Here is a 23708-nt window from a genome sequence, read left to right as displayed (position 1 = left end):
AACGAGCGTCGGCGCGCGCCACGCGTACGCCGACGCAGCAGACAGCAACTACACCCGGCTGCGTTGCAGCATCTGGTCGCGGCGTTCGAGGCGGGTGAACAGGTCGACCAGCCAGGCGACCTTCTGCTCAATCGGCTTGACCTTCTGGCGCGCCGGCAGTTCGCGCACCGGATGCGCGATCACCGCGTCGACCAGAAACTTGGTCTCTTCCATGTCGCCGAACTTGGCCGGCAGATACTTCGCCGGCGCCCATTCGGTTTCCTGGAACGCCAGCAGCCGCGCCAGCACGGCGAGCTTGCGGCCGGTTGAGACCACTGCTCGGCTCGACACCGAGTCGAGGCCGGAGCGCTCGACCTCGCGGCCGATCTCGGCGTACAGCGCGCGCGCCGCGAAGATGCCGGGACGGCAGGCCCGCGGCAGGTTGGCGATGCCGAGCGTCGCGCGATCGTAGAGCGCATCCGCGGTGTCGATCAGCCGCTTGACGATGCTGGCGATCTCCGGCGTGAACTTCGGATTGGCGAGCCAGGTCTCCGGATCGAGGCCAGCTTCGCGCATCCACGACAGCGGCATATAGATGCGCCCGTTACGGGCATCCTCGCCGATGTCGCGAGCGATATTGGTGAGCTGCATCGCGCAGCCGAGATCGCAGGCACGCGCCACGATGTCGGGTTTGCGCTGGCCCATCACCAGCGTCATCATCACGCCGACGGTGCCGGCGACGCGAGCGCAATACGAATACAGATCCGACAGCGTCTCGAAGCGGCGGCCCTGCGCATCCCATTCCAGGCCCTCGATCAGCGCCTCGGGAATTGCCGGCGGAATCGAAAACCGCGCCACCACATCGGCGAAGGCGCGGTCGGACGGATAGGCGCGCGGCACGCCGCGGCAGGCGCGATCGAGCCGGTCCTTCAGCACTTCGACCGCGGCGGCGCGGTCGAGACCGAGATCCACGGCGTCGTCGGCGACGCGGCAGAACGCGTACAGCGCGATCGCCGGATCACTGATCCGCCGCGGTAGCACCTTGGAGGCCGCGTGAAAGGTGTGCGAGCCTTCCTTGATCATCTCACGGCAGGCCAGCATGTCGGATTGGGCCAACATATCGGATTGCAAACTCATGATGTCACCAGACTGTCGGCCTCGGGGACCAGCGCATCGAGTACCCGCGCCGAGGACAGCACCCCGGGCAGGCCAGCGCCGGGATGCGTTCCGGCGCCGACGAGATAAAGGCGTTTGACGTCTTCGCTCTGATTGTGCGGCCTGAACCAGGCGCTCTGCCACAACACCGGCTCCAGACCGAACGCCGCGCCGCGGAACGACGACAGCCGGTCCTGGAAATCGATCGGCGTGGTGATCTTGGAGGTCGCGATCTGGTTTTCCAGATCGGGCAGAACGGTCGCACCGAGCATCTTGGCGATCGAGGCGCGATAAGTCTCGGCCTTGGTGTGCCAATCAGTATCACCGAGCAGATTCGGCACCGGCGACAAGACGTAGAAAGTGTCGCAGCCCTGCGGCGCGAGCGACGGGTCGGTCGCAGTCGGGCGATGCAGATACAGGCTGAAATCCTCGGCGACCACCTTCCGGCTGAAGATGTCGCTGATCAGTTCCTTGTAGCGCGGCCCGAGCAGAATGGTGTGGTGCTTGACGTCTTCGTAACGGCGCTTCGTGCCGAAGTACCAGACGAACAGGCTCATCGAATAGCGCGACTTCTCGATCTTGGCGTCGGTCCAACGCCTGCGCGTCTCCGGCGGCAGCAGATAGCGATAAGTCGAGGCCGAATCGGCGTTGGACACCACGATATCGGCCTTAATCAACTCGCCATCGGCGAGCTTGACGCCGCATGCGGTGCCGTTTTCCACGACGATCTGGCGGACATCCTGATTGTAGCGGATCGTATTGCCCTGGCCCTCGATCAGGTTGACCAGACCGGTGACGAGCGCGCCGGTGCCACCCATCGCCGAATGCACGCCCCACTGCTTTTCCAGATAGGTGATCAGGCAGTACACCGAGCTGGACATGAACGGGTTGCCGCCGATCAGCAGCGGATGGAAGCTGAACACCTGGCGCAGCTTCGGATCCTTGAAGTGCTTGGCGACGAGGCCATAAACGCTGCGATAGCTCTCCAGCTTGATCATCGCCGGCGCGATTTTCAGCATGTCGGTGAAGTGACTGAATGGCTGATCGCCGAGCTGCTCGAAACCGACTTTGAAAATCTCGTGCGAGGCCGCCATGAAGCGGTCATAGGCCGGCACGTCGTCCGGGCAGAACTTGGCGATCTGGTCGAGCACCGCGTCGCGGTCGTCGGAGTAATCGAAGTGCGTGCCGTCGTCGAAGCGGATGCGATAGAACGGCGACATCGGCTTCAAGGTGATGTCGTCCGACATCCGCTTGCCGCACAGCTTCCACAGCTCTTCGAACAGATACGGCGCGGTGACGATGGTCGGACCGGCGTCGAATGAGAAGCCGTCCTGCTTGTGGACGTAAGCGCGGCCGCCGGCCTTATCGAGCTTTTCAAGAACGGTTACCCGATACCCCTTGGCGCCAAGACGCACCGCCGCGGCCAAGCCGCCGAAGCCGGAGCCGATCACCACCGCATGCGGGGCACGATCGCGAGAAGGACGGGGAGCAGGATTGGGGCCAGGATCGAGCATGGGTACCACTGTAACAAAAAATTGACAGAGGGCTAGCGGCAATCTGTAAGCAGATCCTGACAAGCCGTCTTTGATCTATTCGATATTCTCCAGTTTTTCCGCGTAGCGTTCGATCAGGGCGGCAATCAGCGCCGGACGCTCTTCATGGGCCAGATGGCCGAGCGCCGGAATCCGCTCGATCACGGCTTTCGGCAGGATTTCCCGCACCTTAACCGCGACCGATGGCGGGATCGCGCGGTCCCCCTCGGCCGCCACCAGCACCAGCAGCGGCTTCAGATTGGGTAACGCTTTCAACAGCGGTTCGAGATCCCAGTTCGCCATCATCCGCAGCGCTGCAGCCACATGATTTGGGCTGGAGACCAGCTTCCCGTAGAGCTTGATGCCGGCCGGATCGATGATGGAGCCGGTGTTGCCGATCAGGCGCTCGACCGCGCCGCGATGCCCGGCCTGCCAGGCAAACAGGCTCGGCACGAAGGGGTTCATCACCAGCATCTTGGCGAGCGGCGAGAAGAAGCTCGCCGCCGGGCCGCCATAGGGCAAAAACGCGCCATTGAGGCTGAACAGGATCTTCGGATCGATCGCACCGTCGAGGCACATCCGCGTCAGGATCGCGGCGCCGGCGGAGTGCCCGACCACCAATTGCGGCGCGACCTGGAGCACACGCAGTAGCGCGGCGAGATCGGATGCCATGCCGGGCAGCGACATCCGATGGCCGCGCGGCGTTTGAGTGAAGCCGTGCCCGGGCAGATCCGGCGCGACGACGTGATAATGCCGCGACAAGAGCGGCGCCAAACCGCGCCAGGAGTGCGAGGCCGCACCGGTGCCGTGGATCAGCAGGATCGCCGGCGCGGCCGGCGATCCCATGCGTTGCACATGCCAGCGGAAGCCGCCGGCTTCGATGAAGCGGCTGGCCTCGCGATGAGGCCAATCCAGGCCATCGCGACTCCAGACCAGGTCGGACATCGCGGCAGCCTCAGGTCCCGGCCTTGGTCACCCGGCCGAGAAACTCGTCATAGGCCCGCATGAATTCGCCCGGCACCTCGAAATGCGGCATCGCGCCGGTCTGAAACACCGTGACGGTCCAGTTCGGCCGGCCCTCCACCGTGGTCTTCAAGGTGTAGTCGACGAAGTCGCCGCGCACGCCATGGCTGAACCACACCGGCATCGGCAGGTCCTGATAAATCCGCAGGATGTCCTGGCTGAACAGATAGCCGGACACGAAGTAATACGGTGCGTGCTGGGCGCCCGGCTGATGCGTCGTCAGATAGTCGTAGTCGAGCATGCCCTGATCGATGCTGGGCGAGCCGAACGCCTTCTTCAAGAACCAGCCGATCACCGGCTTCATCGTCAGCAGCTTGAAGATGCTTTCGCTCCACACCGGATTTTCGAAGAACGAATGCAGCCACGGAATCGCCCGCGAACCGGCGGTCCAGCGCTGGTTCTTCTTGTCGAATCCGGTCGGCGCCACCAGCGCCAGGCTGCGAAACGCCTGCGGCGTTTCGCTCGCGGCGCGTGCGAGGAATTCGCTGCCGAGCGACAGCGCCAGCGCGTCGATCCGCTTGTCGGCGTGCACCTTCTGAATCTCGGCGACTACGGAATGCACCGCATCCGTCATCATCCGAATGGTGTATTGACGCTTTGCGCGCGACGAATGACCAAAACCCGGCAATTCGATCGCATAAACCGGTCGGCTCCGTGCGTAGTGCTCGAAGATCGGCCGGACCTCGTAGGCCGATCCTGCGGCATTGACGCTGTGGATCAGCAGTAGAGGAGGCTCGGACGTCGGCTCCGCCGGCGCTGCGGACCAGTAGGTCAGCCGACCGCCGAAACTGTCGATATCGTGACGTTCGCCCGGGACCGGCGGCGGAAGCGCCGGATTTCCGCTGAGCGTCTCGGACGAAGCGGGGGTGGGTGCGGTTGCATTCATCTCGAAATTCCTATTCGCGGCATCTCCGCCGCAGGTCGGCGTGGTCAAGACGGTGCGCGCAGTGTATCAGACCGTCAAGAAGACTTGTCGTACAACAGTGGGTAGCTCTCTTGACACAGAATCTGGTGACCAAACCGTTCATGGAAGTGCTTTCCGGCAACCGGCAGGCCTCTCCTCCGATGTGGATGATGCGGCAGGCCGGACGTTACCTGCCGGAATACCGCGCAACGCGGGCGCAAGCCGGTAGTTTCCTCGATCTGTGCTTTAATGCGGAGCTCGCCGCCGAGGTGACGCTGCAGCCGATCCGGCGATTCGGCTTCGACGCGGCGATCATCTTCTCCGACATCCTGGTGGTGCCTTACGCGCTCGGCCGCTCGGTGCGGTTCGAAGTCGGCGAAGGCCCGCGGCTCGACCCGCTGAATTCGCCTGATCTGGTCGGCACGCTGAACAACGCGATCGATCTCTCCAAGCTTGAGCCGGTATTCGAAGCGCTGCGCATCGTTCGCCGCGAACTGAAGCCGGAGACCACGCTGATCGGCTTCTGCGGCTCACCGTTCACGGTCGCGACCTACATGGTGGCCGGCCAGGGCACCTCGGATCAACATCCGGCACGACTGATGGCGTATCAGCACCCTGGCGCGTTCGCCAAGATCATCGACGTGCTGGTCGAGAGCTCGATTCAGTATCTGCTCAAGCAGCTCGATGCCGGCGCCGACGTGCTGCAGATCTTCGACACCTGGGCCGGCATCCTGCCGCCGCGCGAATTCGAGAAGTGGTGCATCGAGCCGACCCGCCGGATCGTCGAGGGCATCCGCAAGGTCAAGCCGGGCACCAAGATCATCGGCTTCCCGCGCGGCGCCGGCGCGCTGCTGCCGGCGTTCGTCGAACGCACCGGCGTCGACGCCGTCAGCATCGACTGGACCGCCGAACCGGCGTTCGTGCGCGAGAAGGTGCAGACCAAGGTCGCAATTCAGGGCAACCTCGATCCGCTGCTGCTGATCGCAGGCGGCTCGGCGCTCGACCAAGGGGTCGACGACGTCCTGAACAACTTCTCGTCGGGCCGTCACATCTTCAATCTCGGCCACGGCATCACGCCGGACGCGCCGATCGCTCACGTCGAGCAGATGATCAAGCGCGTCCGCGACTACAAGGCCTGAGGCGCCCTCGCTTCTCGCCGTCCGACCTGATCGAAGAGCCGGTGCAGCCGCACCGGCTCTTTTGCTTTGCGGATTGCGACGAGCAATCACCACAACTCTCGAAGCCAATCTAACAACCAGGTTGTACAGACGCTTAGTTCCCGTTTTTGAACTCATTGCGCCTGATAATCGGCATTGGTCAGCCCCCCAGGTTTTTAGCTCGCAGGCGCTGGGAACGCCTTGAAACGCTTGGGTTCCAGGTTCCAGAACAAGCTTATTCGCAGCCACAAGATTTCGATAACCAAGGTTGGAATCATTGGCGTGTAATGAGCAATCCAGAAGATCTCCGCGAGGGCGAGTGCGTTACTGATCGACAGGTATTTCCCCGGGGGCCGAACCGCCGTGTCCGTCCAGCGATTTCTGAAGCAGCGCGCCGTCAACGTCACCGTTGGTGGCAAGTACTCGCTGGCGAACTGGTACGACCAGAACGGCAAGCTGCGACAATTTGCCTGCCGCACCAGCCGGGTGTCGCCGTTCCGGATGATCGTCGACGTTCCGGTGATCGGGCGCGTCGGCGACCACATCTCGTCCTACTTCAGCGAATTCGGCAAGCTGGACGGGCATATCAGCGACACCTTGCCCGGCGGCTTCCTGCTCGAACTGGCGGTGACCCGCGCGATGCGCGAGCGGCTGTCGAATCAGCTGAGCTGGCTCGAAAAGAAGATGCTCGATCCGGCGATCAAGGACGCGCGCGTGGTGCCGGTGTGCCCGCACTCCAGCCTGACGCTCGCCGACGGCTCCTCGCACACCTGCTTCGTGATCGACATGTCGATCTCCGGCGCCGCGGTGTCCGCAGATCTGCAGCCCGAGATCGGAACGCCGCTCGCGGTCGGCAGCTGTGTCGGCCGCGTGGTGCGGCACCGGCCGGATGGATTTGCGGTGAAGTTCACCGAACTGCAAAACCGCAGCGAGTTGGAATGGCGCATAGCCCGCCCGCCGCAGCGGAATTCGACGGTCGGCGCTCGGGTCGAACGGCTCGCAACGATCGAGGCACCGCCACCACTAGCGCCGATCCAGCCCCTTGCCGCCGAAGACGACGACGCGTTCGTGCTCGACGCCTGACGCGCAACACTATCAGCAGCACAAGGGAAGACAGGACGCCGCTCAGTCCTGCCGGGTCGCGGCCGTCACCGCCTGCGCCAGTACGGTGGCGTCGGCATGCGGCATCGGCAGATAGCGCGCGTCCATTTCCTTGGCGAAGGCTTCCGCCTGCGGCCCCGGACGCGGCGACATGTCGATCACCACAGAGCTGATTCCGGCGACGCGGAACTGCCGCGCCGACGACTTGGCGTCTTCCTCGGCCTGCGGCCGGCCCGGTGCACCGTCGCGCGCGATGTTGGCACGGCCGTCGGTAAGCACGATCACCGTCGGCGTCTGGCCTTTGCGCTTGATCGAATCCGCCAGCATGAACGCACAGTCGAGCCCAGCCGACAGCGGCGTGCCGCCGCCGCCCGGCAGGCCGGCGAGGCTGCGCTTGGCGCGCGCGAGCGACCGCGTCGGCGGCAGAAGGATCTCGGCGATGGTGCCGCGGAACGAGATCATCGCCACCTGATCGCGGCGGACATAGCAATCCGCAAGTAACAACTCGACCGCGCCCTTGGCTTCGGCGAGCCGGTGCAAAGCCGCAGACCCCGACGCATCGACCACGAAGATGGTGATGGTCTCGGTGCGCTGCTTGAAGCGCGCAATCCGGAAATCGTCCTTCTCGACCAGGATGCGCGGCGCGCTGCCGTTGCGTCCCTCGGCCTGGCGCCGCCGCAGCGGCTGCCACGGCGCTGCGGCCCGCAGCGTCTCGATCACGTTGAGCTTGGAGCCGTCGCGCAGTTCGCCGCGGATGCTGCCGGCGGGGCGGCCACGCTTCTTCGACTTCTGCAGTTCGCCGGCCTTGCCGGCCGAGCGGGCACGCGCCCGTCCGGCCGAGGCGCGCATCGCCTCCAGCACGCCGGGCGGCATCGCAGCCTTGACGGCGGCGAGGATCACCTCGTCCAGCGCCTTGTCGATATCAGGCGTCTGCTGTTCCTGATCGTTGTTGTCCTGATTGTCGTCTTCCGGCGGAGGCGGCTCGGGCGGCGGCGGCTCGTCGGCCTGATCCGGCTGCTCCTGCTGCGGGAAGATCGTCGCACGCGGCGCCAGCACCAGGCGCGCGGCGAGCGTGATGTCGTCCTGTTCGATCTTGGTGCGATCGAACAGAGCAGCGCTCGCCTTGGCGGCGCGGATCGCCAGCAGCGGCGCTCGCAGCGAGATGATGCCGAGCGCTGCGGCCGCCGTGCACACGGCCTCGATCTGCTCACTCTCGACCTTGATATCGGCGAGCCGCGCGCGAGCGGCGCGGATGTCGTCGAGCGAGATCGGGAAGTCGTCGGTCTCGCGCCAGGCGAACTGATCGAGATCGAGATGGAAGCCTAGCCGGTCGCGCAGACCTGCCGGCGAGAACTCGTCCTCGAGGCCTTCGTCGAGCGCGACCACACCGAACCGCGCCGGCATCCGCAGCGACAGGCCGTCGCGCTCCACCGCGGTTTCGTGCGCGTCCATAGCTGCGGTCAGATAAACGTTGGTCGAGGACTGCAGCCGCTCGGCCATCGCCACCACCAGCACGCCGCCGTCGGCTTCCGACAGCAGGCCCCGCTCGGCGACCGGCCGGCCGGCGAGCAGCGTCGCAGACAGATCCAGTCCACCGAGCAGGCGGCCGTCGGCGATATGCAGCGGCAGATGCTTATAGGGTTGTTCAGGCGGCAGCGCGGCCCGCATCATTGCGAGCCAGCGATCGCGCACCGGGCCGGCGCGCGAGCGCAACAACACACCGCCGGTACCGACCGGATCGACCGCGAACAACTGCGCCGCGGTCACCGCATCGGACCATGCGAGCGCGATGCTCATCCGAAGATTTCGGCGAGCGCGCGGTCGACACGCACGCTAGAGCCGGCATCGTCGAGCGGATTGCGGCGCAACCGGTGCCGCAAGGCAGAGGGCGCGATCCGCTTCAGGTGTTCATCGGTCACGGTCTTGTCGTGTTCGAGCGCGGCGAGCGCACGCGCGGCGCGCATCAAGGTCAGTTCGCCGCGCAGGCCGTCGGTGCCGAGCGTCATACACAGCTTGGCGGCACGCTCCAGCGCCGCGTCGCTCACAGTGACTTCGGGCAGCCGTTCCTTGGCCTGCGAAATCTTGCGGCGCAGCTTGGCCTCTTCCTTCGACCAATCGGCCACGAAGGCAGCAGGATCGTTCTCGAACGAATCACGGCGGCGCACCACTTCGATGCGCTCCGGCAACGTGTCCGGCGTCTTCACTTCCACCGACATGCCGAAGCGGTCGAGCAACTGCGGACGCAGTTCGCCCTCTTCGGGGTTGCCGGTACCGACCAGCACGAACCGCGCCGGGTGACGAATGCTGAGGCCTTCACGCTCGACCACGTTCTCGCCGGAGGCGGCGACGTCGAGCAGCAGGTCGACCAGATGGTCTTCCAGCAGGTTGGCTTCGTCGATGTAAAGGAAGCCGCGATGTGCCCGCGCCAGCAGGCCGGGCTCAAACGCCTTCTCGCCCTTGGCGAGCGCACGCTCCAGGTCGAGCGCGCCGACGACGCGGTCTTCGGTCGCGCCGAGCGGCAGATCGACCACCGGCACCGGCACCTGCGCGGTCTTGACCTTGCCGTGCTTGACCTTTTCCTTGCACTCTTCGCAGTAACGATCGGGCTGATCGGGATCGCAATTGTAGCGGCAGCCGACTACGGTCTTCATCTTCGGCAGCAGCGCTGCGAGAGCGCGCACGGCGGTCGACTTGCCGGCACCGCGATCGCCGAACGCCAGCACGCCGCCGACCTTCTGATCGACAGCTGCGATCAGCAGAGCCAGCTTCATCTCTTCCTGGCCGACGATCGCGGAGAACGGAAACACTGTGGCCATTGCGATTACTCCGGCCGGGTCTTTTCGATCACCGCGGCGGCGCCCTTGTCGAGCAATTCGAGGCCGACCGTACGGCCGAGTTCGCGCGGCCGATTGGCCGGGCCGGTGCGGGCCGCCTCGATGAACATCCCGCCCTCCAGATCGAGAACCGAGGCGCGCAACGTCATCTCGTCGCCGGTGATGACCGAGTGCGCCGCGATCGGAGAGTTGCAATGGCCGTTGAGCACCCACAGCACTTCGCGCTCGGCGTCGCAGCATAGCCGCGACTGGTGATTATCGATCAGCGCCAGATACTGACGGGTCTTCCACTCGTGCACGGGGCATTCCACCGCGACGATGCCCTGGCCCGCTGCGGGCAGCATTTCTTCCGGCGTGAAGTCATGAGCGATGCGATCGACGAAGCCGACGCGCTCGATGCCGGCACGCGCCATGATCAGCGCATCGGCGGGACCGACCTCGCTGCCGTCCGGCATCCGCTGCTTTTCGCGATTGTCGAGCTTACGCATCCGGCTGTCGGCCGCGCCGCGGAAATGGATCACCTCGACTTCCGGAAACAGCCGCTTGGCATAGGCCGCACGACGCACCGCGTTGGTGCCGATGGTGTAGCCCTTGCCGCGGGATTTCTTCAGCTCTTCGAGGGTCAGCCCCTTGCGCAGCACCAGCGAGTCGCAGGCAGGATCGCGCGCCAGCGTGGCAGCGACGATCAGGCCAGGCGTTTCTTCGTTGGCCGGCATGTCCTTGAGCGAGTGCATCGCGCAATGCAGTTCGCCGCGCAGCATCGCGGCGCGGATCTCGGCGACAAACGCGCCGCCCTTGCCGCCGTGCGGAAGCAGCTTGCTGATCTGATCGCTATCGCCGACAGTCTCGAACTTGATGATCTGGGGATCGAGCTCACTCGCAGCTGCGCTCAGCTGCTTGGCGATGTCTTCAGTCTGGGCAAGCGCCATCACGCTCTTGCGCGTACCAATACGGACTGGAAATTTCACCACACGCTCCATTCGACAACCGCGACGGGCCCGCGGCGAAGTTCGGCCGAACCTTATGACCAGCCCGAGCCAGATTGCAAACGGATGACACCGATGTCGCGTAGAAGCCCGGCGGGGGGCCAGGGGTCGTTGATCTCGGACAATTCCGGCGCCTGCGACAGCCTTTCGCGGAACCTTTCAGCTTCTGTCTATCGCCATGCAATGGTACTCAAGTCAACTAGGCGCAATATTGAGCAAGGTCAAAAGCGGGATGACGGCTGAAGTTCTGATTGGAGATGGCGACGTTCGACTTTCGCCGCATCCATTGCGCGCGATCGTTCTCGGCGAAGTTCACGCACGTCCGTTCACGGCACTGAGCCTGCCGGCGCGCGTTCTGCACTTCGCATTCGACACATCGGGACAACGCGCGGCCGCCGACCGCGCTGCAATGATCAGCTTCTGTGAGTCCCGTGGCTTGCAGCCGCCACCGCCCGGCGAGAAGCACCACCGCGCCAACTTCGGCACCACCATGCTACGCTGGGAGCAGCACTCCGAGTTCACCACTTACACCTGGGAAATCCCGGCCGACCCGGCCGGCGTGCCGTTCCATCCGGAAGCGTCCTCGCTGGCCTCGCCGATGCGGCTGCTGCCACAGCCCGGCCCCCTGCTCGTCGCGGTCGATCTGCACGCGATGCCGGAAGACCCGCCGCGGACATCGCCAGAGCGCCTGTTCGATCGGGCCAGCCTCGCGGTCGCGGAGAACTCGGACGGCGCCGCGCTGTTCGCCACGGATTTCCAGCCCGGACCGTCCGGCTTCGTGCGGGTGCTGGTGATCGATCGCGGCATGTCGGCGGAACGCGCCGGCGCGCTGGTGCAGCGCGTGCTCGAAGTCGAAACCTATCGGACATTGGCGCTGCTTGGCCTGCCCGAGGCGCAGCGGCTGGCGCCGTCGATCGCTGCCAGCGAACGGCGCCTCGCCGAGGTGACCGCGGAGATGCGCCGCGCCGGCGATCTCGCCAACAACAACAAGCTGCTGCAGGAACTCACCGAACTCGCCGCCGAAGTCGAGGCCGGTGCCGCCGCGAGCCTGTATCGGTTCGGCGCCAGCCGCGCCTATGACGAGATCATGAACGGCCGGCTCGCGACGCTCGGCGAACGCAAAGTCGGCGGATTGCCGACCTGGTCGTCGTTCCTGGCCCGCCGAATGAAACCGGCGATGCGCACCTGCGCCACCACCGAGGCACGGCAGTCCGACCTTTCGCTGAAGCTCGCTCGCGCCGCCAATCTGCTGCGCACCCGGGTCGACGTGGAAGTCGAACAGCAGAATCAGGAACTGCTGAAGTCGATGAACGCCCGGACGCGGCTGCAGCTTCGGCTGCAGACCACCGTCGAAGGCCTGTCGACGGCGGCGATCACCTATTACGTGGTCGGCCTGTTCGGCTACATGGTGAAGGGGGCCGCCGAGGCCGGCCGGTTGAGGATCGATCCGAATCTCCTGACCGCTGGGTTTGTTCCGATTGCCGCACTGGTGATCTGGTGGACGATCCGCCGAATCCGCAAGAAACACATCCCGGACGTCGATTGATGGCCATGCGCCGCGGGCTGAAGCCGCTTCGGATCATCGTCGCCCTTGTCGCTATGATCGCGATCGCGGTGGCCCTCTGGCAGCTGCAGGCCGGCAAAGACGGCTTGATCATTACCCACACCGAGGTCGGAGCCACGCCCGTCACGGTGTTCCGGCAGCCGTCCGTCACCAGCGCTCCGGTGGTGGTGATCGCGCACGGCTTCGCCGGCTCGCAGCAATTGATGCAGCCGTTCGCGCAGACGCTGGCGCGCAACGGCTACATCGCGGTGACCTTCGATTTCACCGGCCACGGCCGCAATCCGCTGACGATGCAGGGCGACGTCGACGAGCCGACCAAGATCACCGGCGTACTGGTCGACGAACTCGGCCGGGTCACCGACTACGCCCGCAAATTGCCGGAGAGCGACGGCCGCGCCGCGGTGCTGGGCCATTCAATGGCCTCGGACATCGTGGTGGCCTACGCGGTGGAACATCCCGAGATCATCGCCACCGTCGCGGTCTCGGTGTTCACGCGGAAATCGACCGCGACGCTGCCGCACAATCTGCTGGTGATCGTCGGCGGGCTCGAGCCGCAGATGCTGAAGGACGAGGGCCTGCGCATCGTCAATCAGGTCGCCGGCGGCAATGCCGTCGAGGGACGCACCTATGGCAGCTTCGCAGACGGCACCGCGCGCCGTTTCGTGCTCTCATCCGGCGTCGAGCACATCGGCGTGCTGTACAGCCAGGACTCGATGCGCGAGTCGCTGCATTGGATAAACGATGCGTTCGGCCGCACCAGCTCCGGCTGGATCGACCAGCGGCCGCGCTGGCTGGCGCTCTTGTTCGGCGGCCTGATCGCGCTGGCCTGGCCGCTGTCGAAGCTGCTGCCGCGCGCGGCCGCCGCACCGATGGGCGCCAGCCTGACGTGGAAGCAGCTTCTGGTGACAGCGATCGTGCCGGCGGTGCTGACGCCGCTGCTGCTATGGAAGGCGCCGACTGACTTCCTGATCATCCTGCTTGGCGACTATCTGACGCTGCACTTCCTGCTGTACGGCCTGCTTACGGCCACGATCCTGGTGCTGATCCGGCTGCGCAGCCGCCGTTCAGCGCCGCATCCCGCACGGCCGCACGCGCAGGAACTGGCCGCGCTCGGCGCCCTGCCCGATCCCGCCCACCCGCGCGTCGCGATCGGGGCGCTGGCGATCGGCGCCGTGGCGGCGATCGCCTACAACATTTTCGGCTTCGGCATCGCGCTCGACAGCTATCTGTTCTCGTTCATGCCCATCGAATCCCGCATCCACCTAATCGCAGCGGTCGCCTGCGGCACGATCCCGTATTTCGTCACCGCGGAATGGATGGCACACGGCCAGAGCTCCAAGCGCGGCGCCTACGCGCTGGCGAAGTTCTGCTTTCTGGCTTCGCTGGCGGCGGCGGTCGCGCTTAATCTACAGAAGCTGTTCTTCCTGATCATCATCGTGCCGGCGATCCTGCTGCTATTCCTGGCCTTCGGCCTGATCAGCAACTGGACCTACAAGGCGACCAATCACCCGCTGCCCGGTGCGCTCGCCAACGCGGTGCTGTTCGCCTGGGCAATTGCGGTGACGTTCCCAATGGTGATCCGCTGATGCAGCACGAGCTGTGGCCGGCGGAAGGACAGCGGCGCTGGAGGGTGATCACCGACACCGTGATGGGCGGCGTGTCGCAGGGCACCGTGCAGCTTGTCGAGGTTGAGGGCCGGACGGCTGCGCGAATGCGCGGCGCGGTATCGACCGAGAACAATAGCGGCTTCATCCAGATCGCGATGGACCTGGCGCCGGACGGCGGCGCCTTCGATGCCGGCGGCTTCGAAGGTATCGCCGCGGAACTGTTCGGCAACGACCAGGCTTACGGCCTGCATCTTCGCACCACAGATCTGACACGGCCGCAGCAGTCCTATCGGCAGCCGTTCCAGGCGACACCGCGCTGGCAGGTGTTCGAGTTCCCGTTCGCCGCGCTCACGCGGCACCGCACCGATGTGCCGTTCGCCCCCCGCCGACTGCGGCGGGTCGGGCTGGTGGCGATCGGCCGCGAGTTTGACGCAGATCTATCGGTCGCCCAGCTTTGGCTCTATTGATCGAGAGAGCAACTTAAGGCGAATGGCGAGGCCATTGGCCGGTTCCTACAAGACGCGCCCATGCACGATCGCAACACCCCGTCTGCGCTGTGGACGCCGCCGCTGAACGCGCCGGCGGAGCGAGAACTGTGCACCGACTGCGGCGTGTCGCGGATGAGCGATCCGAAGCAGTGCGGCCAAGCCTGCCAATTCATCAAGCCGGACTATCCGGCGATGGAACGACGGGTGCATGGCCGCAACCGCGATGCCGCGACCGGGGACGAAGCGTTCTTCGGCCCGTATCGCCGCATGGTGCAGGCGGCGATGAAACAGCCGCGTGAAGGGGCGCAGTGGACCGGCATCACCACCACGATCGCGCAGCGGCTGCTGGAGACCGGTGCGGTCGACGCGGTGATCGCGATGGCGCCGGACCCGTCCGACAAATGGAAACCGATGCCGGTGCTGGTGACCAAGCCGGAAGGCATGGCGCAGTGCCGCGGGATGCGAATGGGCTACGCACCGTCGCTGGCGCTGATCGAACCGGCAATCGCGGCCGGCTACAAGCGGCTCGCGGTGATCGGCGTGCCCTGCCAGATCTACGCGCTGCGCCGGCTGCAGGATCAGCTCGGCCTCGAAAAGCTCTATGTGATCGGCACGCCCTGCTCGGACAACACCACCACCGAAGCGTTTCACGGCTTCCTGGATCTGCTGTCCGACAAGCCCGAAACCATCACCTATCTGGAATTCCGCGCCGACTATCACGTCGAGCTGCGGTTCGACGACGGCAACGTCAAGGCGATCCCGTTCCTGCTGCTGCCGATCTCGAAACTGCCACCGGACTTCTTCCCGATCACCTGCCGCACCTGCGTCGACTACACCAATACGCTCGCCGACATCACCGTCGGCTATATGGGTGGACGCGGCGAGCAGTGGCTGCTGGTGCGCAACGAGCGCGGCGAGGAGCTGCTGAAGCTGCTCGGCAACGACGTTCGCCTAAGCGAGCCGACAAGCGCGGGCAATCGCGTCGCGCCGGTGAAGGGCTTCTTGAAGAACACCGAACTCGCTGCCGGCGGACTGCCTGTGCGCGGCATGCCGAACTGGCTGCGGCCGTTCATGGGATGGCTAATGCCGAAAGTCGGCCCGCGCGGAATCGAATTCGCGCGTGCGCGTGTCGAGATGAAGGCGGTCGAGACCGTGCTGCATCTGCGCCGGCACTACAAACACAAAATGAAGAACATGATACCGGCCCATGTCTGGGCCCTGGTAAAGCCCTATGGGCTCGCGCCGCAAGACGGCGAACGCCGCGACTAATAACTTTCCGTGCCACGGTTCCTACCCGGAACCGAGTTTCCGGATCCAGGTTATCGCGCGCGAGGTGTGCGGCGTCGCCGCTCGCCGATCGATCAACCGAGCATGGAGGCTGACGTGGACACCGATATTATCGACCATCTGAAGACGCTGTACACCAGCGAGATCGACGCCCGCAACGGCTACGAGGAAGCGCTGGAAGACGCGGAAGGCAAAGGCCTGACCTCGCTGTTCCGGGATATGATCGCGCTACATCACGGCAACGCCGAAGAACTCGCTGGCATGCTGATCAACGCCGGCGAAACCGCTGACGATTCCGGCTCGTTTATGAGCGTGGTTCACCGCACCATCATGAGCGTGCGCTCTCTGTTCGACGGCCTCGACGGCAGCGTGCTGCCGGGCCTGATTGATGGCGAGAAGCGCAATCTGTCAAAATACGACGACGCGCTGAAGGCGATTGCCGGCATTCCGTCGATATCGTCGACGCTGTCGGCGCAGCGCGCCAAGATCAGCGAAAAGATCGCGCTGATGGAGCAGCAGAAGGCGGCCTACGAGGCGGCGACCTAAGGCGCTTCATCGATCGAAGCGGCTATGGCGCTTCCGAGACGCGGTGCCTCATCAGCCTGACTGCAGGTTCTGCAGTCGCATCAATCAAAATTCCATGATGGCCGGGCTTGTCCCGGCCATTCTCGTTTCCGGCGGCAAAATGATGGCTGGCCGCACACAAAATTGATTTCTCGAGCGATCTTTCCGCGGCGCCTCGCGACAGCAAAAGGCCCCGGTTCTTGAGAACCGGGGCCTTCGACGTTTAGACTGATGTGAATTACTTGGTCAGAGTGCCGGTCGAACCGGGCGAGTTACCCACGCCAGTATCCGAACCCGTCGGTGAGGTGCGGGTGTCGGTGCCAGGGTTGTTCGGCTGATAGCGCTTCGGCTCATTCTGAATGTTCTTCGGCTGCGACATGCCAGTCGTCGTACCGCTATTGCTCGCGGCCGGGGTGGAGGCTTCGGCAGCAACCTTCTCACCCGGATTGTAAGCGAAGCCGGCGGTCAGCAGGCTCATGGCGATCAGGGCGAACACGGTGAGGCCGGCCAGTTCCGGCAAGGCGCCATCTGCCGCGGCACCGCGGGCCGGCGCGTTGCCTTCCAGCGTGTTCGCCGCGACTTCACGGTTGGAGCGCGAGCGAATGAAGTTGAGGAAAACGAATCCGACGATAACGATGCCAGCCGCCAATGTGAAAAACATCAGCCAGCTGATGGGTTGGTCTCCGTTCATGAGGAGTGCCTCCGGTGTTCGAGTGATTGAGTTGTCGTTCCTGTCGACAACCAACCGGAGATAGTTCGATTAGTTCCAGGACCATGTGCTCGGAGACGCAGGTGCCTGAGCTGGTAATTTGCGCCAGTAATCCCGGCTCAGGCTGGATCGTGCGGCAACTGCGGATGCAGCGGAACTTGATGCGTCAAGGTTTCCCCGACGGGATCGTCCGAGCGGTCGCGTCCGAACAGCCGCTGCACCGCGACGAAGAACACCGGAACAAACAGCAACGCCAGGATCACCACCGCGATCATGCCGCCCATCACGCCGGTGCCGAGCGCCTGCTGGCTCTTTCCGCCTGCGCCGCTGGCAATCACCATCGGCAGCACGCCCGAACAGAACGCCAGACCGGTCATCAGAATCGGGCGGAACCGGAGGTGACACGCCTCCATCGTCGCCTCGCGCAGGGACTTGCCCTCCTTGCGGAGATCCTTGGCGAACTCGACGATCAGGATCGCGTCTTTGGCGGCCAGACCGATGATCGTGATCAGACCGACGGTGAAGTACACGTCGTTCGGCAGCGACCGCATCGTCGCGGCGATCACCGCGCCGGCGATGCCAAGCGGCACCGTCAGCAGCACCGACAGCGGGATCGTCCAACTTTCGTACAGCGCCGCCAGCACCAGGAACACCACCAGCGCCGACAACGCCAGGATGATCGGTGCCTGGGAGCCCGACAACTTTTCCTGCAGCGACTGGCCGGTCCAATCGTAGCCGAAGCCACGCGGCAGCTGATCGGCGAGCCGTTCCATCTCGGCGATCGCATCGCCCGAGGTGAAGCCCGGCCGCGCTTCGCCGCTGATGCGGATCGCCGGATAGTAGTTGAAGCCGACGATCTGGGTCGGGCCCTTCGCCCATTCCACCGTGGCGAAGGATGAGAACGGCACCAGCTGGCCGCGGCTGTTCTTCACCGTGTAGCCGAGGATGTCGTCGGCGTTCATGCGCCCTTCTGCGTCGGCCTGCACGATCACGCGCTGCATGCGGCCGCGGTTGGGGAAGTCGTTGATGTAGGCGGAGCCGAGATTGGTCGAGATCGTGGTGTTGATGTCCTCGAAGGTGACGCCGAATGCGCCGGCCTTCTCGCGGTCGATCATCAGATTGAGCACAGGCGCCGGCGGCAGGCCCTCGACATAGACCTTCTGCAGCACCGGGCTCGCATTGGCGGCGGCGACGAGCTGTTCGCTCGCCTGAACCAGCGCAGCGTGCCCCTTCTGGCCGCGGTCCTGCAGCCGGAAACTGAAGCCCGATGAGTTGCCGAGGTTGTCGACCGGCGGCGGCTGCAGCGCCGAGATCCGCGCGTCGCGGATGCTGCCGAGCTTGCGGTTGGCGTCGTCGACGATCGCAGCGGCGGACGAGTTCGCGTCACGCTCGCCCCAATCCTTCAGCGTCACGAACGCCTGCGCGGCGTTCATGCCCTGGCCGAGGAAGCTGAAGCCGGTGAGGAAGGTGACGTTCTGCACGCCATCGCGCTTCAGCAGATAGTCCTCGACCTGCTTCACCACATCGTAGGTTCGGTTGTAGGACGAATCCGACGGCGTCTGTACGTCGACGGTGACGAAGCCCTGGTCATCGATCGGCAGGAAGCCACCCGGCATCCGCGCCATCGCGAAGCCGAGCACGCCGACCAGCACGGCGTAGATCAGCATCAACCGGCCGGTGCGGCCGAGATTCCAGCGCACGATGCCGGAATAGCGCTCGCGGACGGTGTCCAGCGTGCGGTTGAACCAGCCGAACACGCCGCGCTCGGCGTGGGCATGGCCTTTGGTCACCGGCTTCAGCAGCGTGGCGCACAGCGCCGGCGTCAGCGACAGCGCCATCAGCGCCGAGAACGCGATCGCCGACACCATCGTCACCGAGAACTGCCGATAGATGATGCCGACCGAGCCGGGGAAGAATGCCATCGGCAGGAACACCGCTATCAGCACCAGGGTGATGCCGATGATCGCCGAGGTGATCTGCGACATCGCCTTGCGGGTCGCTTCCTTCGGCGGCAGCCCCTCCTCGGCCATGATGCGTTCGACGTTCTCGACCACGACGATGGCGTCGTCGACCAGAATGCCGATCGCTAGCACCATGCCGAACATCGACAGCATGTTGATCGAATAGCCGAACATCAGCAGCGACGCGCAGGTGCCGAGCAGCGCCACCGGCACCACGATGGTCGGGATGATGGTGTAGCGGATGTTCTGCAGGAACAGGAACATCACCACGAACACCAGCACCACCGCTTCGACCAGGGTGTGCAGCACCTTGGTGATCGAGGCCTCGACCACCGGGGTGATGTTGTAGGGGATCTCGTATTTGATGTTGGCCGGGAAGAAGCGCGACAGCTCCTTCATCTTGGCCTCGACTGCGCTCGCGGTGGCGAGCGCGTTGCCGGTCGGCGACATCAGCACCGACAGACCTGCGGTCGGCTTGCCGTTGAGGCGGGTGTTGAACTGGTAGGAAAAGCCGCCGATCTCGATCCGCGCCACGTCGCGTAGCCGCACCGTCGAGCCGTCTGAGTTCGCGCGCAGCACCACGGCGCCGAATTCGTCGGCGGACGAGAGCTGGCCCTTCACCAGCACCAGCGCGGAGATCTTCTGGCCCTTCGGTGTCGGCTCGGCGCCGATGCTGCCGGAAGCTACCTGGGCGTTCTGGGCCTCGATCGCCTTGGTGACGTCGTCGGCGGTGAGATTGTAGCCGATCAGCTTGGCCGGATCGATCCAGATCCGGAGCGCGCGCTCGGTCGAATACAGCGTCGCACGGCCGACGCCCGGGATACGCCGGATTTCGCCGAGCACGTTGCGGATCATGAAGTCGCCGAGGCCGACTTCGTCGAGCGAGCCGTCGGTCGACGTCAGCGTGATGATCTGCAGCACCGCGCTCGAGGCTTCCTCGACCAGGATGCCCTGCTGCAGCACGGCGCGCGGCAGACGTGCCTCGATGCGCTTGATGCGGTTCTGGACGTTCACCGACGCCATTTCGGTGTCGGTGCCCGGCTCGAAGTTGGCGATGATTTCGACCTGGCCGAGCGAGTCGGAGGTCGACTCGAAATTCAGAATGCCGTTGGCGCCGTTGAGCTCTTCTTCGATCAGCCGGGTGACGCTGTTGTAGAGGTTCTCCGGCGAGGCGCCGGGATATTGCGTCGACACCGAGATCGAAGGCGGCGCGATGATCGGATATTGCGCGACCGGGAGGAACGGAATCGAGATCGCGCCGATCAAGCAGATGAACAGCGCGATCACCCAGGCGAAGATCGGCCTGTCGATAAAAAACGCGGGCATCGGGCGGCGCCTATCGCACCGCGTTCGCCGAACCCGTGGTGGTCGGAACGGCGGCCGCCGACCGGCGATCGGCAACGTTCACCGGCACCACGGTGTCGCCTGCAGCGAATTTCTGGAAGCCTTCGACCACCACTCGCTCGCCCGGCTTCAGGCCGTCGAGCACCAGATAATGGCCATCCTGCTGTGCGCCGACCCGTACCGCCTGCACGGCGATGCGATTATCGTCCTTGACGACGAACACTTCGCTGCCGCCGCCGTTGTTGCGCTGAACCGCCTGCTCCGGCACTGCGAGGGCGTCGGCGTCGATGCCCTGCTCGATCCGCACCCGCACATACATGCCCGGCAGCAGCTCGCGCTTCGGATTGTCGAACTCAGCGCGCAGCGTCACTTGGCCGGTGTAGGCATCGACCTTGGCATCCGAGAACAGCAGCTTGCCGTGCTCCGGATAGTGTGTGCCGTCGTCGAGCACGAGGTGAGCGCGCACCGCATCGGCCGCGATCTGGTCGAGCTCGCCGGAATCAAACGCGCGGCGAAGCCGCGCCATCTCGGACACCGGCTGGGTGAAGTCGGCATAGACGTGGTCGAGCTGCTGAATCGTCGCAAGGCTGGTGGCATCGTTCTGCACCACGAGAGCGCCTTCGCTGACCAGCGCCGCACCGATCCGGCCGCTGATCGGCGCGCGGATGGTGGCGTATTCCAGATTGAGCTTGGCGCGCGCGACTTCCGCTTCGCGGACCGCGACTTCGGCCGCAGCCTGACGCAGATTGGTGATCGCGACTTCATTGGCGGCACGCGACGCCGCCTGCTCGTTCGCCAGCATCGAGACGCGCTTGGCGTGCATGTCGGCCTGATCGCGGGCGGCCGTGGCCTTGGCCAGCGCGGCTTCAGCAGCCTGCAGCTCAACCTCGAACGGGCGCGGATCGATCTGATACAAGGGGTCGCCAGCGTTCACCTCGCTGCCCTGCTGGAACGTCCGGCGCAGAATGATGCCTGAGACGCGCGGCCGCACGTCCGCAACCCGGATCGGCGCGATCCGGCCCGGCAGTTCGCGCACGATCGAGCGCGGCTGCGGCTTCACGGTCACAATGCTGACTTCGGGTTTCTCTGCCGCCGAAGCGTTGGCGGCGGACGGTTCCTTGCACCCGGCAAGCGCCGGTGCCAAGACGGCGAGCGCAACGGCCGTCCAACCCAGCTTGGTCCATCCCCGCATCAAAATAACCTCTTCAATCCGACTCGTGTCATCCGAGGCATCGACGCCTCGTCATGCGCAGCCGACCGTCGGCTACCGATCGCAACAACGCGATCGTGGACACGCTTGATGAATGGAAATTAATCGCGGAATTGTGCGGCACAACATCGTGCGGCGGCGGCGCAATGTCACACGGTACGGAACCGCATGAAGTCGTTGTGCTTTCACCGCCTCACGGCTGTGTGAATCGGAGGACTACGAAGTGATAAGAGACACCGCGTTCCCAGCAACTGAGTTAATCCAAAGTTAAAGACGAGCGCCTGCAAGACCGCGTGTCCGCCCCCGCAGGCGCTCGAAGACACGCCGCTACCTGCTGTAGACGAACGCCGGATCGTCGAGATCGATCGCAGGGAACTGATCCTTCTCGGTCCAATAGTCCTGGCTGTGCTGCCACTCCGGCTTGTCGCCGCGCTTCGGCAACAGGTGCATGCCGCGCATCAGATAACCGGGGTTGAAGTTCTCCGGATCGATCCACGGCAGCAGCGCCATGTCGCGGTCTTCCGGGCGCAACGCCGGCACCACGCTGCGATGGCCGGTCTGCTTCATGTGGCTGAGCAGACGACAGACGAAGTCGGCGACCAGATCGGCCCGTAGCGTCCAGCTGGCGCGGAAATAACCGAACACCCACGCCATGTTCGGTACGCCAGTGAACATCATGCCGCGATAGGTCACGGTCTCGGCGAAATTGAGCGGCTTGCCGTCGATCGAGAATGCGATGTCGCCGAGCACGTTGAGATTGAAGCCGGTCGCGGTGACAACGATGTCGGCCTCAAGCGTCTCGCCGGACTTCAGCCGGACACCTTGCTCGGTGAAGCAGTCAATCTCATCGGTGACCACCGAGGCTTTGCCCGATGCGATCGCCCTGAACAGATCGCCATCGGGAACGAAGGCGATACGCTGCCGCCACGGCCGATAGCTCGGCGTGAAGTGCGGATCGAGATCGGCATCCGGGCCGAGATGAGCGCGAACGCCCGCGAGCAGCTCCTGCTTCACCACCTCGGGCTCACTCATCGAGCGGCGGGTGAAGGTCGCCTGATCGAATAGGATCTTGCGGCGGACGATCTCGTGAATCCAATCTTCGGAGATTCCGAGCTCGCGCAGCGTGTCGGCGATCTCGATCTTGTTGCGACCGGGAATGAAATAGGTCGGCGAGCGCTGCAGGACGGTCACGTGCTCAGCCTTGGGGGCGATCGACGGCACCAGCGTCGCAGCCGTCGCGCCCGACCCGATCACGATCACCCGCTTGCCGGCAACGTCGAGATCGTCCGGCCAGGTCTGCGGGTGGACGATCCGCCCCTTGAACTCGGCCATGCCCGGCCATTCGGGGGTATAGCCTTCACTGTGGCGGTAGTAGCCCTGGCACATCCAAAGGAAGTTGGCGGTGAAGAGCACGGTCTCGCCGCCCTCGCCGCGCAACGCCTCGATCGTCCAGCACGCATCCTCGTTCGACCAGTTCGCCGAAACGATGCGGTGGCGGTAGCGGATGTGGCGGGCGAGATCGTGCTCGGCGATCACCTCGCCGAGATAATCGCGGATTTCAGCAGCCGTCGCGATCGGCTTGCCGGTCCAGGGCTTGAAGCGATAGCCGAAGGTGTACAGATCGCTGTCGGAGCGAATGCCGGGATAGCGGTGGGTTCGCCAGGTGCCGCCGAAGCCGTCCTGGGCTTCGAGCACGACGAAGCGGGTGCCGGGACACTGCGTCGTCAGGTGGTAGGCGGCACCAATGCCGGAAATGCCAGCGCCGACGATCAGCACGTCGACATGTTCGCAATCGGGATTGGGAGCGGGGTCGCTGAACGGCGTGGACGCCGCGGCGCTGCTGGGCGCAGCGGAGGCAGAGTGGGTCATGTTTCCTCGACTTTTTTTGTGTCGTTGGAAACAGATTGACCGCTGGGCGCGCGTTTGCCCAGCATTTTCTTGCGACCCAAAAGCACGGCGCCGCGGACATTACTGCCCGCGGCGTCATGGGACCTGTAGGGCCGGCTGGCTCAGATGTTGAGCAGCAGCGGATAGCCGGAGAACGACTTGTACTCGCCGTCCTGCTTCAGGATCAGCGGCGCACCGGAGAAGCCCCGGTATTCGCCTTCCTGCTTCAGGATCAGCGGAGTGCCGGAGAAGCTCTGATACTCGCCCTTCTGCTCGAGGATCAGCGGAGTACCGGAGTAACCCTTGTACTCGCCTTCCTGCTTCAGGATCAGCGGTTCACCGGAATAGCCCTTGTATTCGCCTTCCTGCTTCAGGATCAGCGGATGTCCAGAGTGTCCTTTGTATTCTTCGCTCAT

General features: G+C 64.7%; 19 protein-coding genes. 7 read left to right on the top strand and 12 right to left on the bottom strand.

The window, feature by feature from the left end; genetic code table 11:
* Positions 1 to 48 precede the first annotated feature (48 nt).
* The 4 genes from HZF03_RS07410 to HZF03_RS07395 all read right to left on the bottom strand — a co-directional run bounded on the left by HZF03_RS07410 (position 49) and on the right by HZF03_RS07395 (position 4575).
* Positions 49 to 1116, bottom strand: a complete 1068-nt coding sequence (locus HZF03_RS07410) for a phytoene/squalene synthase family protein (RefSeq protein ID WP_119019452.1) — start codon at positions 1114 to 1116, stop codon at positions 49 to 51.
* Positions 1113 to 2648, bottom strand: a complete 1536-nt coding sequence (locus HZF03_RS07405; protein ID WP_119019453.1) for a phytoene desaturase — start codon at positions 2646 to 2648, stop codon at positions 1113 to 1115. Before HZF03_RS07405 ends, HZF03_RS07410 begins: the two co-directional genes overlap by 4 nt.
* A gap of 75 nt (positions 2649 to 2723) precedes the next feature.
* Positions 2724 to 3611 (bottom strand): alpha/beta fold hydrolase BchO, encoded by an 888-nt coding sequence (gene bchO / locus HZF03_RS07400; RefSeq protein ID WP_119019454.1) that lies wholly within the window; start codon positions 3609 to 3611, stop codon positions 2724 to 2726.
* Between the two features lie 10 nt (positions 3612 to 3621).
* Positions 3622 to 4575, bottom strand: coding sequence for an alpha/beta fold hydrolase (locus HZF03_RS07395; RefSeq protein WP_011157071.1), 954 nt, complete (start codon positions 4573 to 4575; stop codon positions 3622 to 3624).
* Between the two features lie 140 nt (positions 4576 to 4715).
* Here HZF03_RS07395 and hemE point away from each other — a divergent pair, with 140 nt between their 5' ends.
* On the top strand, positions 4716 to 5732 hold the full coding sequence (hemE, locus tag HZF03_RS07390) for a uroporphyrinogen decarboxylase (protein ID WP_375164934.1): 1017 nt from the start codon (positions 4716 to 4718) through the stop codon (positions 5730 to 5732).
* Positions 5733 to 6113: 381 nt separating this feature from the next.
* Complete coding sequence (locus HZF03_RS07385) at positions 6114 to 6833, top strand: PilZ domain-containing protein (RefSeq protein ID WP_119019455.1); 720 nt, start codon at positions 6114 to 6116, stop codon at positions 6831 to 6833.
* Between the two features lie 42 nt (positions 6834 to 6875).
* Here HZF03_RS07385 and HZF03_RS07380 read toward each other — a convergent pair whose 3' ends face one another.
* Genes HZF03_RS07380 through hemC form a run of 3 tightly spaced genes read right to left on the bottom strand, consistent with a single transcriptional unit; the run spans position 6876 to position 10665 of the window.
* On the bottom strand, positions 6876 to 8648 hold the full coding sequence (locus HZF03_RS07380) for a magnesium chelatase subunit D (RefSeq protein ID WP_012495132.1): 1773 nt from the start codon (positions 8646 to 8648) through the stop codon (positions 6876 to 6878).
* Positions 8645 to 9667, bottom strand: a complete 1023-nt coding sequence (gene bchI / locus HZF03_RS07375; RefSeq protein ID WP_119019456.1) for a magnesium chelatase ATPase subunit I — start codon at positions 9665 to 9667, stop codon at positions 8645 to 8647. Before bchI ends, HZF03_RS07380 begins: the two co-directional genes overlap by 4 nt.
* 5 nt (positions 9668 to 9672) lie before the next feature.
* Positions 9673 to 10665, bottom strand: a complete 993-nt coding sequence (hemC, locus tag HZF03_RS07370; RefSeq protein WP_041809592.1) for a hydroxymethylbilane synthase — start codon at positions 10663 to 10665, stop codon at positions 9673 to 9675.
* Between the two features lie 238 nt (positions 10666 to 10903).
* Between hemC and HZF03_RS07365 the strand changes: the two genes are divergently transcribed.
* The 5 genes from HZF03_RS07365 to HZF03_RS07345 all read left to right on the top strand — a co-directional run bounded on the left by HZF03_RS07365 (position 10904) and on the right by HZF03_RS07345 (position 16163).
* Positions 10904 to 12217, top strand: a complete 1314-nt coding sequence (locus tag HZF03_RS07365; protein ID WP_119019457.1) for a DUF3422 family protein — start codon at positions 10904 to 10906, stop codon at positions 12215 to 12217.
* Positions 12217 to 13821, top strand: a complete 1605-nt coding sequence (locus HZF03_RS07360; protein WP_119019458.1) for an alpha/beta hydrolase — start codon at positions 12217 to 12219, stop codon at positions 13819 to 13821. Before HZF03_RS07365 ends, HZF03_RS07360 begins: the two co-directional genes overlap by 1 nt.
* Positions 13821 to 14309, top strand: a complete 489-nt coding sequence (locus tag HZF03_RS07355) for a CIA30 family protein (protein ID WP_119019459.1) — start codon at positions 13821 to 13823, stop codon at positions 14307 to 14309. The genes HZF03_RS07360 and HZF03_RS07355 overlap by 1 nt, the downstream gene beginning before the upstream one ends.
* Before the next feature lie 60 nt (positions 14310 to 14369).
* Complete coding sequence (locus HZF03_RS07350) at positions 14370 to 15599, top strand: Coenzyme F420 hydrogenase/dehydrogenase, beta subunit C-terminal domain (protein WP_119019460.1); 1230 nt, start codon at positions 14370 to 14372, stop codon at positions 15597 to 15599.
* Positions 15600 to 15713: 114 nt separating this feature from the next.
* Entirely contained in the window at positions 15714 to 16163 is a 450-nt protein-coding gene (locus HZF03_RS07345) for a ferritin-like domain-containing protein (RefSeq protein WP_119019475.1), read from the top strand.
* A 256-nt stretch (positions 16164 to 16419) separates the two neighbouring features.
* Here the strand turns inward: HZF03_RS07345 and HZF03_RS07340 are convergent, their stop codons facing one another.
* The 5 genes from HZF03_RS07340 to HZF03_RS07320 all read right to left on the bottom strand — a co-directional run bounded on the left by HZF03_RS07340 (position 16420) and on the right by HZF03_RS07320 (position 23708).
* Positions 16420 to 16872: a hypothetical protein gene (locus HZF03_RS07340; RefSeq protein ID WP_119019461.1), complete on the bottom strand. Its 453-nt coding sequence runs from the start codon at positions 16870 to 16872 to the stop codon at positions 16420 to 16422.
* A gap of 137 nt (positions 16873 to 17009) precedes the next feature.
* A complete protein-coding gene (locus HZF03_RS07335; protein WP_119019462.1) occupies positions 17010 to 20177 on the bottom strand; it encodes a multidrug efflux RND transporter permease subunit in 3168 nt (1055 codons plus the stop codon).
* 10 nt (positions 20178 to 20187) lie between these two features.
* The gene (locus HZF03_RS07330; RefSeq protein WP_119019463.1) at positions 20188 to 21387 is read right to left on the bottom strand and encodes an efflux RND transporter periplasmic adaptor subunit; all 1200 of its coding nucleotides are present in this window, start codon (positions 21385 to 21387) and stop codon (positions 20188 to 20190) included.
* 345 nt (positions 21388 to 21732) lie between these two features.
* On the bottom strand, positions 21733 to 23274 hold the full coding sequence (locus HZF03_RS07325; protein WP_179906277.1) for a flavin-containing monooxygenase: 1542 nt from the start codon (positions 23272 to 23274) through the stop codon (positions 21733 to 21735).
* Positions 23275 to 23414: 140 nt separating this feature from the next.
* The gene (locus HZF03_RS07320; protein ID WP_011157056.1) at positions 23415 to 23708 is read right to left on the bottom strand and encodes a hypothetical protein; all 294 of its coding nucleotides are present in this window, start codon (positions 23706 to 23708) and stop codon (positions 23415 to 23417) included.

Origin of the sequence: Rhodopseudomonas palustris, from assembly GCF_013415845.1 — a bacterium.
GTDB classification, from domain to species: Bacteria; Pseudomonadota; Alphaproteobacteria; order Rhizobiales; family Xanthobacteraceae; genus Rhodopseudomonas; species Rhodopseudomonas palustris_F.
This window is presented reverse-complemented; position numbering and strand designations above follow the sequence as displayed.